Genomic DNA, 15,447 nt, shown 5'->3' with positions numbered 1-15,447 from the left:
ATAATTGGCGGTTTTGCACCAGCGGACGCGGAACATCGCATGGAAAGCGAACAGCTAAATCAGATTGAAAATCAGCTTAAAGAACTTGGCGCGCGCGCCGATGAGCTTAAACGCTATTTAGATTACCCAACCAAAGTAGACCGGTTGGAAGAAGTGGTGCGCCTATCAGAAGCGCCAGAAACTTGGAACGATCCTAAAAAGGCCCAAGAAGTTGGCCGCGAGCGTAAATCGCTCGAGGACATCGTGCTGGTACTCGATCGCGTTACTGGCGGCGTTGCCGATGCACTTGAACTGTTTGAAATGGCAAAAATGGAAGATGATTTCGGCACCGTCGAAGTCATTGCCGCAGATTATGCCGAGCTTGAGGCTGAAATTGCCAAGCTTGAGTTCCGCCGAATGTTTAGCAACCCGATGGACCCGATGCCGTGCTTTATCGACATCCAGTCTGGTGCGGGTGGCACAGAAGCACAAGATTGGGCTGGCATGTTGCTGCGGATGTACGTACGTTACGGCGAGCGCAAAGGCTTTGGCGTTGAGATTATGGAGCAATCGGACGGTGATATCGTCGGCATCAGTCAAGCCACGATTAAGCTGACTGGCGATTATGCCTATGGCTTCTTGCGCACCGAAACCGGCGTTCACCGTCTGGTTCGCTGCTCACCCTACGACTCGAACAACCGCCGCCATACTTCGTTTGCTTCGGTATTTGTCTACCCCGAAGTTGACGATAGTTTCGAGATTGAAATCAATCCGGCTGATGTACGTACCGACACTTATCGCGCATCGGGCGCGGGTGGTCAGCACATTAATAAAACCGATTCAGCCGTTCGTTTGACGCATATTCCGACCAACACCGTCGTACAATGCCAGAACGATCGCTCACAGCACAAAAACCGCGACGAAGCATGGAAAATGCTGCGCGCGAAATTGTATGAGCTGGAATTGCGTAAACGCATGGAAGCGCAGCAATCGCTGGAAGCCACCAAGTCCGATATTGGCTGGGGCCACCAGATTCGCTCATATGTATTCGATCAAAGCCGCATTAAAGACCTGCGTACTAGTTACGAGGTGGGCAATATCAAAGGCGTGATGGATGGCGACCTTGATGGCTTTATTGAAGCGAGCCTGAAACAAGGCGTTTAAGTTTAATTGCGGCAGATACATGCAAGTGTATCTGCCGCAAATCCATATAATATTAACTTGCAGGCAAATACCTCATGTCAAACCCATCTTCAGAAGAACAAATCATTGCTCAGGATGAGAACCAGATTATCGCTGAACGCCGCGCCAAGCTCGCAGCGATTCGCGAACGCGGCATTGCTTTCCCGAACGATTTTAAGCGCGAGCATTTAGCTGCCGATTTGGCAGCACAATATGGCGAGCTCGAAAAAGAACCGCTTGAAGCGCAAAAAGTAGAAGTCTCAGTTGCTGGCCGCATTATGCTGAAACGCGTGATGGGCAAAGCGAGCTTTATCACGATTCAAGACGTATCTGGTCGCATTCAGTTCTATATCAGCGGCCAAGCTGTTGGCGAAGATGTATATGCCGATTTCAAAACCTGGGACATGGGCGATATCGTAGCGGCACGCGGCACGCTAATGAAAACCAAAACTGGCGAATTGTCAGTGCATGTTTCTGAATTGCGTTTGCTGACCAAATCGCTCCGCCCATTGCCAGAGAAATTCCATGGCCTGACCGACCAAGAAACCAAATATCGTCAGCGTTACATTGATTTGATCACCAATGAGCAATCGCGCAATACCTTTGTAAAACGCTCGAAAATCGTGCAGCGTTTGCGTGAATACATGGTCGAGCAGCGTTACCTCGAAGTTGAAACACCAATGATGCACAGCATCCCCGGCGGCGCGACGGCCAAACCATTCGTGACGCATCACAATGCACTCGATATGCCACTGTATTTGCGGATCGCGCCTGAGCTGTATCTGAAACGCTTGGTCGTTGGCGGCCTGGAGCGCGTATTTGAGATCAACCGCTCTTTCCGTAACGAAGGCATGAGTACGCGCCACAACCCAGAATTCACGATGATCGAATTCTACGAAGCGTACGCTGATTACCAGCGCATGATGGATATGTCAGAAGGCATTATCCGGGCTTGTGCGATTGAAGCCACCGGCCACGCAGTAATCACTTATCAAGGCAAAACGGTTGATCTGTCTAAGCCATTCGCGCGCTTCACGATTGCCGGTGCAATCAAGCACTACAACCCAGAATACACCGACGAACAATTGAACGACCGCGCCTTCCTGAAAGCTGAAATCGCGCGTTTGGGCGGCAAGCCAGTCCTCACCGACGGCATTGGCGGCTTGCAATTGAGCCTGTTTGAAGAAAACACCGAAGGAAAATTGTGGGAGCCAACCTTTATCGTCGACTACCCAGCCGAAGTATCGCCATTGGCGCGCGCATCAGACACGCAAGCCGGCATTACTGAGCGTTTCGAGTTGTTTATCGTTGGCCGTGAACATGCAAATGGTTATTCCGAGTTGAACGATCCGGAAGATCAAGCAGCACGATTCCAAGCGCAGGTTGACCTGAAAGAAGCCGGAGACGATGAAGCAATGCATTTTGACGCCGATTACATCCGCGCACTGGAACACGGCATGGCACCAACCGGTGGTTGCGGGATCGGCATTGACCGTCTGGTAATGCTACTAACCGATGCGCCAAGCATTCGCGATGTGATCTTGTTCCCACAAATGCGTCGTGAAGACTAAGTATATCCCTCAAAGTATTGCCGAATATGTATGTTAGGCATATACCCACAAATAGCCGACAGTTGTCGGCTATTTTTTTATCTCAAGCCCAGCGTGTAATCAGATGTTTTTGTGTGGCGGAGCGAAAAACAGCTATTGTTAATAAGTCACTAAGCCCACCGTACGCAACATGCTCTTTCAAGACAATTTACGCCACGACCTTTCCGCCAATGGCATTACTGCGCTGCGCGATTTTTGCGATAGCTTGGTCGATATTATTTCGGACATGGAGCGGCATATTGCGCAGCTTAATCGCACGCCGAGCGATATTGTACAAATACAGGCACTATTCAAAGAGCTAAACCAGCTCAAACACAATGCTATTACCTGTCAGCTCTCCAGTATCGTTAGCTATTTGCAGCCTTTAGAAGATTTAGCCAGCGAGATTCGGGCACGCAAAGTGGAATACATTCAGCTCATTGGCGAAATGATTTTGCTTTGCATTGATCGCTTACAGCTCGTGCTGGAAGATGTACAGCAGGATGGCGACTCGGAGGCTCTGCACCTAGATGAAATATGCGGCGCTATGGCAGAACTCCCCGGCAGCGCGCAGGCCGATTTGGTACAAAAAACTATCAATATGATCGAAATGATTAGCGGCCATAAAGTGGCGAATAATTACATTCAAGAAATCATTATTGATTTAGATGATTATTTACTGGAAACCTTTGCCGCCCCCACGTCATCAAGCACATCAACCCCGGCACCCTCACCAATTGCAATCATCCCGCATGATGATTGGCCATTGTTTCGACAGTTGGCTCAGTTGCTGGAGCACCGCAGTCATCATTGGGATGGCCGCACTGAGCGTAACTTGTGGCTGGCGCGCCAAACCAATTTGCATGCAGGTGAGGCCATAGACCCACTTCAACTCGATGTAGCCGTTGTTTTGCATGATATTGGCATGGCTTTTTTGCCAGATAAGTTGTGGAATAAACAAGGCAAACTCACGGAGCTAGAGATCCGTGTACTGCGTGAGCATCCTGATCTGGGGGCTAGTTTATTGGAGCGTATGCCTGGCTGGGAGTCAGCGGTTGAAATGATTCATCAGCATCACGAGCGGATTGATGGCTCTGGATATCCGCTTGGGCTGATAGACCCGGCAATTTGCACGGGCGCAAAGCTATTGGCAATCATTGATGCCTTTGAATCTATGACCCATGAGCGTGGCGATCGCTATTTACGGCGATCAATGCTGCGAGCGGTATCTGAAATCAATGCGAGTGAAAATTTATTTGATCGATTCTGGGTTGGGCATTTCAATGCGGTGGTTAAACAGTTAATCCAGCAGCAACAACATTAAGCCATGCTTAATCAGCAAAAAGCCAGTCGTTAAACTGGCTTTTGTTGTCGATTTTACTCGTTGACTTGACTCGCTACCGCATCTTTTAAAGCTTTGGCTGGCGTAAACTTCAAGACTTTCTTAGCAGGAATTTGCACCGATTCGCCAGTTCTAGGGTTGCGGCCAACTCGTGCATCACGAGACTTCAGTGCAATTTTGCCCACATTCGGCAGCGTGATATCACCACCACCGGAAACGGTGGCCGTTATTACTTCCGATAGCGTATCTAGCAAAGCGGTCACCGATTTTTTGCTCAATTCAGGATGCTCAATACTGGCTAGATTGTGCACGATAGCGATTAGTTCTGTTTTGGTCATGTTATGCTCTATCGAAGTGAAGTAATACAAGTCATTATGCCGCAGCGGGCGAGCCTTGGGCGAGAAGTTTACCCCCATTTGGGTCTGTAGCCGGCTTAGATGTATGCAATTGTAATTTTTACCAAGCACCGACTGCCAATTGCTGGGAAAATAGCGTTTTGCTTGATTGAGCACTTCATGCCGCAGCACACCTCCTACACACCAATCACACACCTAACTTGGTCCACCCTACTCTTTCCGCTAGCTTTGGTTTTATTTGAATTTGCCACCTACATTTCAAACGACATGATTTTACCCGGCATGCCTGCTGTGGTACGTGAATTTGGTGCTAGCCCGACACTTATTCCCAGCGCAATGACCGTGTGCTTACTGGGTGGTGCTAGCCTGCAATGGTTGCTTGGCCCGCTCTCTGATCGAATCGGCCGTCGCCCGGTAATGTTATTTGGTGCCATTTTTTTCACTTTTAGCTGCATCGGTATTTTGTGGGCGCATCATTTCTGGGGGTTCTTATTTTTTAGATTTTTGCAGGGTATCGGCCTGTGTTTCATTGGTGCCGTGGGTTATGCGGCAATACAGGAGAGCTTTACCGAAAAGATGGCTATCCGCGTTATGGCGATGATGGCAAATGTTGCGCTAATTGCACCATTAATCGGGCCTGTTGCTGGGGCTGCCGTATTGCAAGTGGCTGACTGGAGGTGGATATTTATAATTGTTGCGCTGGTATCAGCCGTTTCTTTGCTGGGCCTGTGGCATCAAATGCCAGAAACTGCGCCGATGGATCGAACTCCATTGCGCCTGATGACTTTATGGCAAGACTACGGCAAGGTGTTCCGTAACCAGCGTTTTGTCTATGGCGGGCTTGCCCTTGGCTTGAACAGCGTGCCTCTACTGGGGTGGATTGCCTTGGCCCCGGTGATTTTAATGCAGAATGCGGGCTTATCCACGCTGGACTATGGCTTGTGGCAGATTCCCGTGTTTGCTGGGTTAATTATTGGCAACTTAGTCTTGGCCAAGCTTGTAACTCACATACCGATCCATACCTTGATTCGCTTAGGCACCTATCCGCTCTTGCTAGGCTTACTTGCAGCACAATATTTACTACATGCGCCGCAACAATGGTTGTGGCTAGTCATCAGCATGGGGCTGGCTGCAATTGGTATTGGCATGATTAACGCTGCTTTATATCGACTCACCCTCTTTGCCAGCGCGCAGAGCAAAGGCACAGTAGCCGCAGCGCTCGGCATGCTCAATATGGTGATTTTTGCACTTGGCATTGAACTGTTAAAATGGGCTTATGCTCAGTGGGGCAATCGCAGTTTTGTCTTAATCTCGCTGATTTGCGGCATAGCTGCCGTTTGTGCCCGCCGTGCTTTTTTGCCTGGGGCTCACCCAGCAACAACCGCTTAAAGATTTGATAATGGCCATTACACCCGCGGTACTGGAATTTGCCAGCGATGGGCTTACCCCGTTTTCCAGTCAATATAATGATATTTATCACTCTGCCCATGGTGCCAAGGCACAAGTTGAAGCTGTCTTTTTGGCTGGCAATCAGCTACCCGCACGTTGGCAGAACAAATCGTGCTTTAGTATTTTAGAAACTGGCTTTGGGCAAGGTCTAAGTTTCCTGACCACCTGGCAGGCCTGGCGCGATGATCCGCTTCGCAGTGAACGTTTGCATTTTCTATCTGTAGAGCAACACCCCTTCTCGCGTGCAGATATGCAACAATTGCACCAGCAATATCCAGAATTTGCCGAGTTATCAGAACAATTGCTGCAGCATTGGCCGCATCTCACACTGGGGTTTCACCGAATTTGGCTTGATCAAGGGCGCGTGAGTCTAACGCTGCTCTTTGGTGATGCGCTAGCAATGCTTCACGAAGTGGTTGCCAAAGTGGATGCCATTTTTTTGGATGGTTTTGCGCCTAGCAAAAATCCGGACATGTGGCGAGCACCTGTTTTCAAAGCATTGTGGCGCCTATGTCAAATAGACACCACGCTAGCGACGTACACAGTTGCAGGCTCAGTTCGCCGTGGCTTGATTGAAGCTGGGTTTACGGTGCAGAAAGTGGAAGGTTTTGCCAGTAAACGGCAAATGTTGATCGGACAATGCGCGAGGCTACCCAAGCCACCCCGGCTGATTCGACCAGAGCCTGTGCAGCTGGCCGCAGTTCGGCATGCAATTGTGGTTGGCGCAGGAGTTGCAGGTTGCTCTACAGCGGCCAGCTTGGCCTCGCGCGGCTGGCAAGTGACGCTTTGCGAAGCTGAGCCTGATGTGGCGCAACTGGCATCAGGAAATCATGTTGGCTTATGCCATCCAGCCTTAAGTAAGGACGATAACGCTTTGGCACGGCTTTCGCGGGCGGGCTTTGCTATGACACGCCAAAAGTTATTGGCACTTTGTGCAACAGGGTGTGATGTCCACTTTGGTTTTGATGGGCAATTTCAGCTCGCAAAAGATGCCGAGCATGAAGCTTTGATGCGCGAAACTATATCTAGCCTAGGTTTTCCACCGGATCTAGTTGAGTTTCTCAGCCCAGAGCAGGCCAGCATCAAAATTGGCAGCAGGCCTAGTCGTGGTGGCTGGTGGTTTCCAGAGGCGACATGGCTTAATCCACCAAGCCTTTGCAAGGCGTATATAGCCCAAAGGCAATCAAATATTGATCTTAAGCTAAATACCCGGGTAGACAAGCTCAGTTTTTCGGACGGATATTGGCATGCTTTGTCTGATGAGGGCTACCTAATTGCGCAGGCTCCAGTATTGATTGTTGCCAATGCAACTGCAGCTGTAGATTTGTTGCCAGCGCTTGATTTACCACTAAGCCAGAGTTGGCGAGCAGTCACTCAGATTCCATCCTCTACTATTCCAGCCAACGTGGGTAGTTGCTCTGGTGGTAGTTATCTGACGGCAGAATGGAACGGCTGGCGCAGCGTTGGCGCAGCTCCCTACGACGCAAATATGACTGAGCAAGCATGTAAGGCCAATTTAAACGCGCTCACAAGCATCTTGCCTGATTTGCCTGTGGTGAGTGCCAAAGGGACTAACACCCGAATTTGTGCTCGGCCAAATTCGCTTGATCGCCTACCCCTGATCGGAGCTGTGCATGAGCCCCTAACCGATCCTGCAGAGCGCGGAGCCATACATCAACTGTATCAAATGCCACGACAAGCGGGGCTGTATGCAATACTTGGCTTAGGGTCACGTGGCATGACTTGGCATGCCTTGGCCGCTGAAATTATCGCTTGCTCAATCAATAATGAGCCATTGCCGATCGAGCGCACACTGCTTAATGCACTGGACCCAGCCCGCTTTGAATTGCGCCAGCTGCGCAAGGGATTGAACTAGCAAACAATAAAGCTGCACTAGCTGTCATTGTTTGTAAAACAGAATCGTATAAAAAACAGCATTACAGTTGCGTTTTTTGCCAAGGCTGTACTCCAAAAGCCAATACAGTTTTGCGCCTAACAAGCTAGATTTGTTAGGCGTATTCTTCTTTCATCGCAGTATCATTCAAGATGACCGAGGAGAATATCATGCAAACCATTCAATTACCGAAAGCCAGCTTATCCACGTTAGTTGGACATCAAGCGCAATGGATCGAATGTGAGCACGGCATGATTTGGTTGAGTGATGATGGCCATGATGTGGTGCTTGAGCGTGGCCAAAGCTGGCAAGTACTTAGCGATCATACTGTTGTCATCGAGGCCCTAACGCAAAGCCGGTTGGCAATTAAAGATGAGCAATACCGCGCAACTAGCTTGTTTAGTGCAGTGCAACAGCAGGTGCATGAGTTAATCCATCAATTGGTACGCAAGCCAGAAATCAAAACAGTCTAGTTCTACGCAGTAGCCTGCTCACAACCCTGCCGCAGTTTTGCAGAGTTGTATTGAGTTGCTGATTACAATACAAAAGCCGATCAAAATGTTGATCGGCTTTTGTATATGAATACGAACACGGTTGAATGCTCCAGCCTAGGCTGTAACATTAACACCCTGCTGTAATTGGGCTCTAGCCAGCTCTCCCAAGCGAGCAATCGCTTTTTCATGTTTTGTGGTCCAAGTCTCGACACAGCAAATACGCAAACAGTTACGGTAACTTTGGCTTGGTGAAAATAGCGCGCCAGGGGTAAAGCTTATCCCTTCGATTAATGCTTCTTGTAGCAACAAAATCGTATCAATATTGCGATTGAGTTCCACCCAGAGCACATAACCACCTTGCGGCATATTTAACCGGGTATCTGCGGGAAAGTGGCGTTGAATGGCATCGACGGCATTTTGCACTTGTTCGGCACAGCTCTTCCGCAGGCGGCGCAAATGGTGATCATATCCACCAGTTTCCAAAAATTTTGCGATTGTCCTTTGCAGCAATACCGGTGTTGAATACGTATTAATAAATTTGAGTTGCTCAATCTTTTTTTGCCATTTGCCGGCAACTACCCATCCTATACGAAAGCCGGGCGCCACAATCTTGGTAAATGATGAAATCAGCATTACATTGCCAGTCTTATCAAATGCTTTCGCAGGCGTTGGCCGATCGCCGCTATAGCAAAATTCGCCATAAATATCGTCTTCGATCAGCGGGATATTGCGCTCTTCGAGCAGTTGCACCATGCGTTGCTTGTTCTCATCAGGCATTAAGCTACCCAATGGATTGGCAAAATTGGGTAGCACAACACACGCCTTGACTTCACCATTACGCGTTGCCAGCTCAAGGGCTTCAATAGAAATACCCGTTTTGGCATGGGTGGGAATCTCAAGCGCTTTAAGCTCAAAACTTTCCAAAATCTGCAATAAGCCAAAGTATGCTGGTGATTCAATAGCCACGACATCACCGGGCTTAGTAACCGCACGCAGACACAAATTGAGCGCTTCAATGCCGCCTTGCGTGATGATCACTTCATCGGCTTCGACTTGCCCCCCCCACAACAATGAACGCCGCGAAATCTGGCGACGTAACTCAATATCGCCCTGTGACTCACCATATTCGGCAATCAAGTCAGGCTCTTGCCGACCCAGTTGCGACAACAGTCGCTGAATTTGCTGATTTGGAAATAATTTAGGCGACAAAATGGCCATGCCCAAATCAACACGGATTTCTTTATTAATTCGCCAGAGTGCCGATGGGGTCAATAGTGGATCAATAAAGACATGCGATGGGTTTTTGGGCGGTGCGGTTATTTCGGGGATCGCCATACTCAGTTTCTGGCGAACGTAGAAGCCAGATTGAGGCCGTGCTTCGATCAGACCGCGATCTTCAAGTTCACGATACGCCTCCATCACCGTGGATAGGCTAAGCTGCCGCTGGCCAGATAGCTTGCGAATTGATGGCATTTTTTCGCCAACGCGCAGAACACCAGTTTCAATGGCTTGCGCCATCTCCTCGGCCAATTGGATATAGAGGGTTTTGCGTTGAGGTGGGGCCTGCAGCAACTCGGTCATAATGAACTCCTAAGGTAGAAGTACTATAACCGAAGTCATCCATCCATGACAGATGCAATTAGGGCGCAGTATTGCTAAAAATGTACCGGTACAGTTTTTATTTCTTATTTGCTTGAGTATCACTGCTATCGATACTGCCAGGTTTCTTCAGCCCGTTGCGGTCGAGCACCTGAAAGAAGACCTCGTCGCCACGAATCATGCCTAATTCATTACGCGCACGCTCTTCAATGGCTTCAGTGCCATTTTTAAGGTCATTGACCTCGGCATCGAGTGCTGCGTTGCGCTCTTTGAGCTTGTCATTTTCAATTTGGCGTTGCGTTAATTGACTATCGAGCTGCCATACGCGCATCCAGCTGCCTTTGCCTATCCAGAGCGGCCATTGCAGAGCAATAATCAAAACAGCAAAAACGAGCGCTAAAATTCGCATTGAAATGCCAAAATCCAATCAAAAACATTGATGTAAAAAACCGGAGCACGCAGCTCCGGTTTTGATCTTACTATAGCTTGCAGACATCGTCGAAACGAGGTCTGCGGTTGCTACTAGATAACAACGCTCAATTAGCCTTTCAGCTGATAAAAAGCGCCGATACCTGGGTAAACTGCGGCATCACCCAATTCTTCTTCGATGCGCAAGATTTGGTTGTATTTAGCGATACGATCAGAACGGCTCAATGAACCGGTTTTGATTTGCATGCAGTTGGTAGCGACAGCCAAGTCAGCAATCGTTGCATCTTCAGTTTCACCTGAGCGGTGGCTCATTACTGAAGTGTAACCGCTACGTTTAGCCAACTCTACGGCAGCCAAAGTCTCAGTCAATGAACCGATTTGGTTAACTTTGATCAAGATTGAGTTACAAATACCTTTTTTGATACCTTCAGCCAAGATTTTGGTGTTAGTTACAAACAAGTCATCACCAACCAACTGAACACGTTTACCCAAACGATCAGTCAATACTTTCCAACCATCCCAGTCACGCTCGCCCATACCATCTTCAATTGAGATGATTGGGTATTTGTTCACGAGGCTTTCGAGGTAATCAACCATTTCGATTGAAGTGAAAGTACGACCGCCCGATTTTTTGAATACATAGTTACCAGTGGCTTTATCGTAGTATTCAGAAGCGGCGCAATCCAAAGCGATGCGGAAATCAGTGCCCGCTTTGTAACCCGCTTTTTCAATTGCAGCCATAATCATGTCCAGCGCTTCTTCTGGGCCAGCTACGTCAGGTGCGAAACCACCTTCGTCGCCCACTTGAGTTGGCATGCCTTTGTCGTGCAAGATTTTTTTCAGGTTGTGGAACACTTCAGCGCCGTAACGCAATGCTTCACGGAATGTTGGTGCGCCAACTGGCACAATCATCAACTCTTGGAAGTCCAAGCTGTTTGATGCATGCTCACCACCGTTTACCACGTTCATCATTGGTACTGGCAATGCCATCGGGCCTGAACCACCTACGTAACGGTACAGTGGCAAGCCAGCTTCTTCGGCGGCAGCTTTAGCTACGGCCATAGAAACAGCCAAGATCGCGTTAGCGCCCATGCGTGCTTTATCTTCAGTACCGTCCAAATCCAGCATGGTTTGGTCGATGAAGGCTTGGTCAGCTGCGTCAAGACCGATAATCGCTTCACAGATTTCGGTATTGATGTTTTCAACGGCTTTCAGTACACCTTTACCCAAGTAACGGGCTTTATCGCCGTCACGCAGTTCCAAGGCTTCACGTTCGCCAGTCGACGCGCCAGATGGCACAGCCGCACGGCCCATTACACCAGACTCCAACAAAACATCAGCTTCTACAGTCGGGTTGCCGCGAGAATCCAAAATTTCACGTGCAATAACTTCAACAATTGCGCTCATGGGCGTTACACCTTAAGTTGGTTTGAAGACAGAAAGGACTATATACAAAAAATATGACATTGGCAGTCAAAAAATTACTTTATTAATTGCCAAATACTGAAACTTTATTACAAAGAATGCTCAATGAAGGAGTGTGCCTTAACGACACGGTCAATGTCCTTGAGCGTAATCAGTAATTCTTTGATCCGACCCAATGGCATTGAATTTGGGCCATCGGAAAGCGCTTCACATGGATTTGGATGCGTTTCCATGAACAAACCAGCAATGCCAGAAGCAACGGCAGCGCGCGCCAAGACAGGCACCATTTCGCGCTGACCACCTGAACGATCGCCCTGGCCGCCAGGTTGCTGTACTGAATGAGTGGCGTCAAACACCACCGGGCAACCAGTTTCGCGCATCGTCATTAGACCACGCATATCACTCACCAGCGTGTTATAGCCAAATGAGGTGCCGCGATCGCACACCATCAGATTATCCAAACCACCATTGGCTTCTTTGCCTTTGGCTACCACGTGTTTCATATCCCAAGGGGCCATAAATTGGCCTTTCTTGATATTCACTGGTTTGCCAGTTGCGCACACGGCATGAATGAAATCCGTTTGCCGCGCCAAAAACGCCGGGGTTTGCAACACATCGACTACAGAAGCCACAATTGGCGCCTCGGCTTCGGTGTGCACATCGGTCAGCACAGGAACACCAATCTGCTTTTGTACTTCAGATAAAATGCGCAAACCTTCATCGATGCCTAGGCCGCGAAATGATTTGCCTGAAGAGCGATTGGCTTTGTCAAAACTAGATTTATAAATAAACGGGATATTGAGTTCCGCGCAAATTTCCTTCAATTGGCCCGCAGTATCGAGGGCCATTTGCTCGCTCTCGATCACGCATGGTCCAGCAATCAGGAAAAATGGCTGATCAATGCCAACCTCAAAGCCACACAGTTTCATAATATACCCCGATTAGTATTGCCTTGGAGATAACAAAGGGTATTACCTTGTGAGCAATACCCCTGGATAAATTAGCAACTTAGACCTTCGCGACCGTTGTCACGTGCATAGGCGATTGCTGCTTCAATGTAAGACTTGAACAATGGATGACCATCGCGTGGCGTAGAGGTGAACTCCGGATGGAACTGACACGCAAAGAACCAGCGATGTTCAGGTAACTCGATGGTTTCAACCAACTGCTCAGCACCAACCGATTTACCACTGATTTTTAAGCCTGCCGCTTCAAGACGAGCCAAGTAGTAATTGTTGACTTCATAGCGATGGCGATGGCGCTCGGTAATCACTTCGTTGCCATAAATTTTGGCTGCCAGTGAACCCGCATCTAAACGACACTCTTGTGCACCTAGGCGCATAGTGCCGCCCAGATTTGAATTCTCGTCGCGTTTTTCAACCTTGCCGTCGTGGTTTACCCACTCGTCGATCAGTGCCACGACTGGATATTCAGTTTCCAGGTCAAATTCAGTTGAATTTGCTCCAGCCATGCCAGCGATATCGCGTGCAAATTCGATCAGCGCGATCTGCATGCCCAAGCAAATCCCCATGTATGGGATATTGTTTTCGCGCGCAAAGCGAACTGCAATGATTTTGCCTTCAACGCCGCGTTTACCAAACCCGCCCGGCACCAAAATGGCGTCCATATCTTTTAGGCAACCAGCGCCCTCAGTTTCGAGCGACTCTGAGTCTACAAAGTGGATTTTCACTTCAGAGCGGGTGTGAATTCCAGCGTGGCGCAATGCTTCAATTAGCGACTTGTAAGACTCAGTCAGGTCGACATACTTACCCACCATCGCAATATTGACGGTTTGTTTTGGGTTTTGAATCGCATCAACAATACCATCCCAAACCGACAGATCCGCTTTAGGCAAATCAAGGCCAAATTGTTTGCAGATGATGTCGTCAATACCTTGTTCCGACAGTACGCGTGGAATCTTGTAAATTGAGTCCAAATCAGGGCAAGAAATAACCGCTTTATCAGTCACATTGGTAAAGAGTGCGATTTTGCGACGCTCTTCATCCGGCACCATGCGATCAGCGCGACAAATCAGTACGTCTGGCTGAATGCCGATTTCGCGTAGTTCTTTCACGCTATGCTGGGTTGGCTTAGTTTTGATTTCACCGGCTGCAGCGATGTATGGCACATACGAAAGGTGCACAAAACAGGTGTTTTCTTTACCAAGCAGTACGCCCATTTGGCGAATTGCTTCAAGAAATGGCAAAGATTCAATGTCACCAACGGTGCCACCCACTTCAATAACAGCCACTTCGGCTTCAGAGGCGCCACGTTCTACGTAAAGGCGGATTTCGTCAGTGATGTGTGGGATTACTTGGACAGTTTTGCCTAAGTAATCGCCGCGACGTTCTTTTTTGATTACTGAATCGTAAATTTGGCCAGTGGTGAAGTTGTTACGCTTCTTCATTTTGGCCGTAATAAAGCGTTCGTAATGGCCCAAATCCAAGTCAGTTTCGGCTCCATCTTCAGTTACGAAAACTTCACCATGCTGCATTGGGCTCATTGTGCCGGGATCCACGTTGATATAGGGATCCAATTTCATCATGGTAACTTTAAGGCCACGAGACTCGAGAATCGAGGCCAAGGATGCGGCGGCGATGCCTTTGCCGAGTGAAGAAACAACCCCACCGGTAACGAAGATATACTTGGTCATTGTTGAGAGCGCACAAGTTTGAATCCCCTATTCTACCTGAACCACAGGCAGAACCTCAATTCTGGACAAACTAAAAATATTGTGCATTCGCAGGTTTTGCATAAAAACTCACGACTTCTTTCTTCCGTAAGCAGTGCCAGGTTCATCTCCCGATGCGGACAGCAAAATGCGATCAAGGCATGAAGTTGGCAGCATGCGCTTCAAATACCAAAACAGCGTTGTCGGCGTGGTCACTCGATAACGTGCTGCCGGTCGTTTCGTGGTTAGCGCCTTGATCAACACATCCAATACCGCCTGCTCAGGCAAGGTAAACGGAGCGGCTGGACCAACCTTATTCAACCGCTCTGCCATTACTTGGTATGAAGGGTGATGGAAACTTTGCTCGGCCTTGATCCAGCGATAAAATTGCTCGGCGGCATTGGCTCTGAAGCGACTCACGATGGGCCCCGGCTCAATCAGTGACACCGAAATGCCACTGCCGTACAACTCTTGGCGCATAGTATCGGCAAAGCCCTCTAGCGCAAATTTGCTAGCATTGTAGGCTCCACGATAAGGCATGGCGGCAAAGCCCAGAACAGAGCTGTTAAATACAATCCGTCCTGCGCCCTGTGCTCGAAAAATGGGCAACAGGGCATTACTTAACTCAATAGCGCCAAATACATTGGTCTCAAACTGGTGCCTCATCGCTTCTCGACTCAAGTCCTCCACTGCACCTGGCACACCGAAACCCGCATTATTGAAGAGCGCATCAATCTTGCCCTGGCATTGCTCAAGTAAATATTGAACGCCGCGACTAATCGAATCGCTACTTGCCACATCTAACTGAAACGAATTCAAACCCTCGCTCTTGAGTCGATCAACATCACTCTGCTGACGTGCGGTGGCATACACTTGCCAACCAAGTTGCTGCAATCCATGTGCGCAAGCCAAGCCAATTCCGCTCGAGCAGCCTGTAATCAATATGCTGCGTGTTTTATTTGTCATTAAAGTGTATCCAATCTGTCACCCTGCGTTCGAATTGCATTTACATTGGGGCTATCCCCTAGCTACGATCTG

General features: G+C 48.8%; 13 protein-coding genes. 6 read left to right on the top strand and 7 right to left on the bottom strand.

Translation table 11 applies throughout. The annotated features are described in order from the left end of the window. Positions 1-39: 39 nt before the first annotated feature. The 3 genes from prfB to HZU75_RS16405 all read left to right on the top strand — a co-directional run bounded on the left by prfB (position 40) and on the right by HZU75_RS16405 (position 4,074). Positions 40-1,143, top strand: coding sequence for a peptide chain release factor 2 (gene prfB / locus HZU75_RS16415; RefSeq protein WP_180307049.1), 1,104 nt, complete (start codon positions 40-42; stop codon positions 1,141-1,143). Between the two features lie 74 nt (positions 1,144-1,217). Continuing rightward, positions 1,218-2,732, top strand: coding sequence for a lysine--tRNA ligase (gene lysS / locus HZU75_RS16410; protein WP_180307048.1), 1,515 nt, complete (start codon positions 1,218-1,220; stop codon positions 2,730-2,732). Positions 2,733-2,901: 169 nt separating this feature from the next. Beyond that, entirely contained in the window at positions 2,902-4,074 is a 1,173-nt protein-coding gene (locus HZU75_RS16405; RefSeq protein ID WP_180307047.1) for an HD-GYP domain-containing protein, read from the top strand. A gap of 53 nt (positions 4,075-4,127) precedes the next feature. Here the strand turns inward: HZU75_RS16405 and HZU75_RS16400 are convergent, their stop codons facing one another. Continuing rightward, positions 4,128-4,430 carry an HU family DNA-binding protein gene (locus HZU75_RS16400; protein WP_180307046.1) on the bottom strand — a complete coding sequence of 101 codons (303 nt, stop codon included), beginning with the start codon at positions 4,428-4,430 and terminating at the stop codon, positions 4,128-4,130. 177 nt (positions 4,431-4,607) lie between these two features. Between HZU75_RS16400 and HZU75_RS16395 the strand changes: the two genes are divergently transcribed. The 3 genes from HZU75_RS16395 (at position 4,608) to HZU75_RS16385 (ending at position 8,264) form a co-directional block, all read left to right on the top strand. After that, positions 4,608-5,837 carry an MFS transporter gene (locus HZU75_RS16395; RefSeq protein ID WP_180307045.1) on the top strand — a complete coding sequence of 410 codons (1,230 nt, stop codon included), beginning with the start codon at positions 4,608-4,610 and terminating at the stop codon, positions 5,835-5,837. 10 nt (positions 5,838-5,847) lie between these two features. After that, positions 5,848-7,773: a bifunctional tRNA (5-methylaminomethyl-2-thiouridine)(34)-methyltransferase MnmC2/FAD-dependent 5-carboxymethylaminomethyl-2-thiouridine(34) oxidoreductase MnmC1 gene (gene mnmC / locus HZU75_RS16390; protein WP_180307044.1), complete on the top strand. Its 1,926-nt coding sequence runs from the start codon at positions 5,848-5,850 to the stop codon at positions 7,771-7,773. A 188-nt stretch (positions 7,774-7,961) separates the two neighbouring features. Further along, a complete protein-coding gene (locus HZU75_RS16385; protein ID WP_180307043.1) occupies positions 7,962-8,264 on the top strand; it encodes a DUF2917 domain-containing protein in 303 nt (100 codons plus the stop codon). 135 nt (positions 8,265-8,399) lie between these two features. Here the strand turns inward: HZU75_RS16385 and HZU75_RS16380 are convergent, their stop codons facing one another. From HZU75_RS16380 to HZU75_RS16355, 6 genes are all read right to left on the bottom strand, one after another. Next, positions 8,400-9,866, bottom strand: coding sequence for an aminotransferase-like domain-containing protein (locus HZU75_RS16380; RefSeq protein ID WP_180307042.1), 1,467 nt, complete (start codon positions 9,864-9,866; stop codon positions 8,400-8,402). A gap of 97 nt (positions 9,867-9,963) precedes the next feature. Further along, positions 9,964-10,293, bottom strand: a complete 330-nt coding sequence (gene ftsB / locus HZU75_RS16375) for a cell division protein FtsB (RefSeq protein ID WP_180307041.1) — start codon at positions 10,291-10,293, stop codon at positions 9,964-9,966. Between the two features lie 131 nt (positions 10,294-10,424). Next, on the bottom strand, positions 10,425-11,720 hold the full coding sequence (gene eno, locus HZU75_RS16370; RefSeq protein WP_179357562.1) for a phosphopyruvate hydratase: 1,296 nt from the start codon (positions 11,718-11,720) through the stop codon (positions 10,425-10,427). A gap of 107 nt (positions 11,721-11,827) precedes the next feature. After that, positions 11,828-12,667: a 3-deoxy-8-phosphooctulonate synthase gene (kdsA, locus tag HZU75_RS16365; protein ID WP_180307040.1), complete on the bottom strand. Its 840-nt coding sequence runs from the start codon at positions 12,665-12,667 to the stop codon at positions 11,828-11,830. Between the two features lie 71 nt (positions 12,668-12,738). Further along, positions 12,739-14,391 (bottom strand): CTP synthase, encoded by a 1,653-nt coding sequence (gene pyrG, locus HZU75_RS16360; protein WP_180307039.1) that lies wholly within the window; start codon positions 14,389-14,391, stop codon positions 12,739-12,741. A 108-nt stretch (positions 14,392-14,499) separates the two neighbouring features. Next, positions 14,500-15,375, bottom strand: coding sequence for an SDR family NAD(P)-dependent oxidoreductase (locus tag HZU75_RS16355; protein WP_180307038.1), 876 nt, complete (start codon positions 15,373-15,375; stop codon positions 14,500-14,502). Between the last annotated feature and the right edge of the window lie 72 nt (positions 15,376-15,447).

The organism is Chitinibacter fontanus (genome assembly GCF_013423785.1).
Classification (GTDB): Bacteria; Pseudomonadota; Gammaproteobacteria; order Burkholderiales; family Chitinibacteraceae; genus Chitinibacter; species Chitinibacter fontanus.
Note: the sequence above shows the minus strand (reverse complement) of the source record. Positions and strands in the feature narration are given on the sequence as shown.

Excerpts from the sequence above, each read along its gene's own strand:
- kdsA (WP_180307040.1), bottom strand. The coding sequence starts at position 12,667 with ATGAAACTGTGTGGCTTTGAGGTTGGCATTGATCAGCCATTTTTCCTG.
- HZU75_RS16355 (WP_180307038.1), bottom strand. The coding sequence starts at position 15,375 with ATGACAAATAAAACACGCAGCATATTGATTACAGGCTGCTCGAGCGGA.
- HZU75_RS16395 (WP_180307045.1), top strand. The coding sequence starts at position 4,608 with ATGCCGCAGCACACCTCCTACACACCAATCACACACCTAACTTGGTCC.
- eno (WP_179357562.1), bottom strand. The coding sequence starts at position 11,720 with ATGAGCGCAATTGTTGAAGTTATTGCACGTGAAATTTTGGATTCTCGC.
- mnmC (WP_180307044.1), top strand. The coding sequence starts at position 5,848 with ATGGCCATTACACCCGCGGTACTGGAATTTGCCAGCGATGGGCTTACC.
- ftsB (WP_180307041.1), bottom strand. The coding sequence starts at position 10,293 with ATGCGAATTTTAGCGCTCGTTTTTGCTGTTTTGATTATTGCTCTGCAA.
- HZU75_RS16385 (WP_180307043.1), top strand. The coding sequence starts at position 7,962 with ATGCAAACCATTCAATTACCGAAAGCCAGCTTATCCACGTTAGTTGGA.
- HZU75_RS16380 (WP_180307042.1), bottom strand. The coding sequence starts at position 9,866 with ATGACCGAGTTGCTGCAGGCCCCACCTCAACGCAAAACCCTCTATATC.
- HZU75_RS16400 (WP_180307046.1), bottom strand. The coding sequence starts at position 4,430 with ATGACCAAAACAGAACTAATCGCTATCGTGCACAATCTAGCCAGTATT.
- prfB (WP_180307049.1), top strand. The coding sequence starts at position 40 with ATGGAAAGCGAACAGCTAAATCAGATTGAAAATCAGCTTAAAGAACTT.
- HZU75_RS16405 (WP_180307047.1), top strand. The coding sequence starts at position 2,902 with ATGCTCTTTCAAGACAATTTACGCCACGACCTTTCCGCCAATGGCATT.
- pyrG (WP_180307039.1), bottom strand. The coding sequence starts at position 14,391 with ATGACCAAGTATATCTTCGTTACCGGTGGGGTTGTTTCTTCACTCGGC.
- lysS (WP_180307048.1), top strand. The coding sequence starts at position 1,218 with ATGTCAAACCCATCTTCAGAAGAACAAATCATTGCTCAGGATGAGAAC.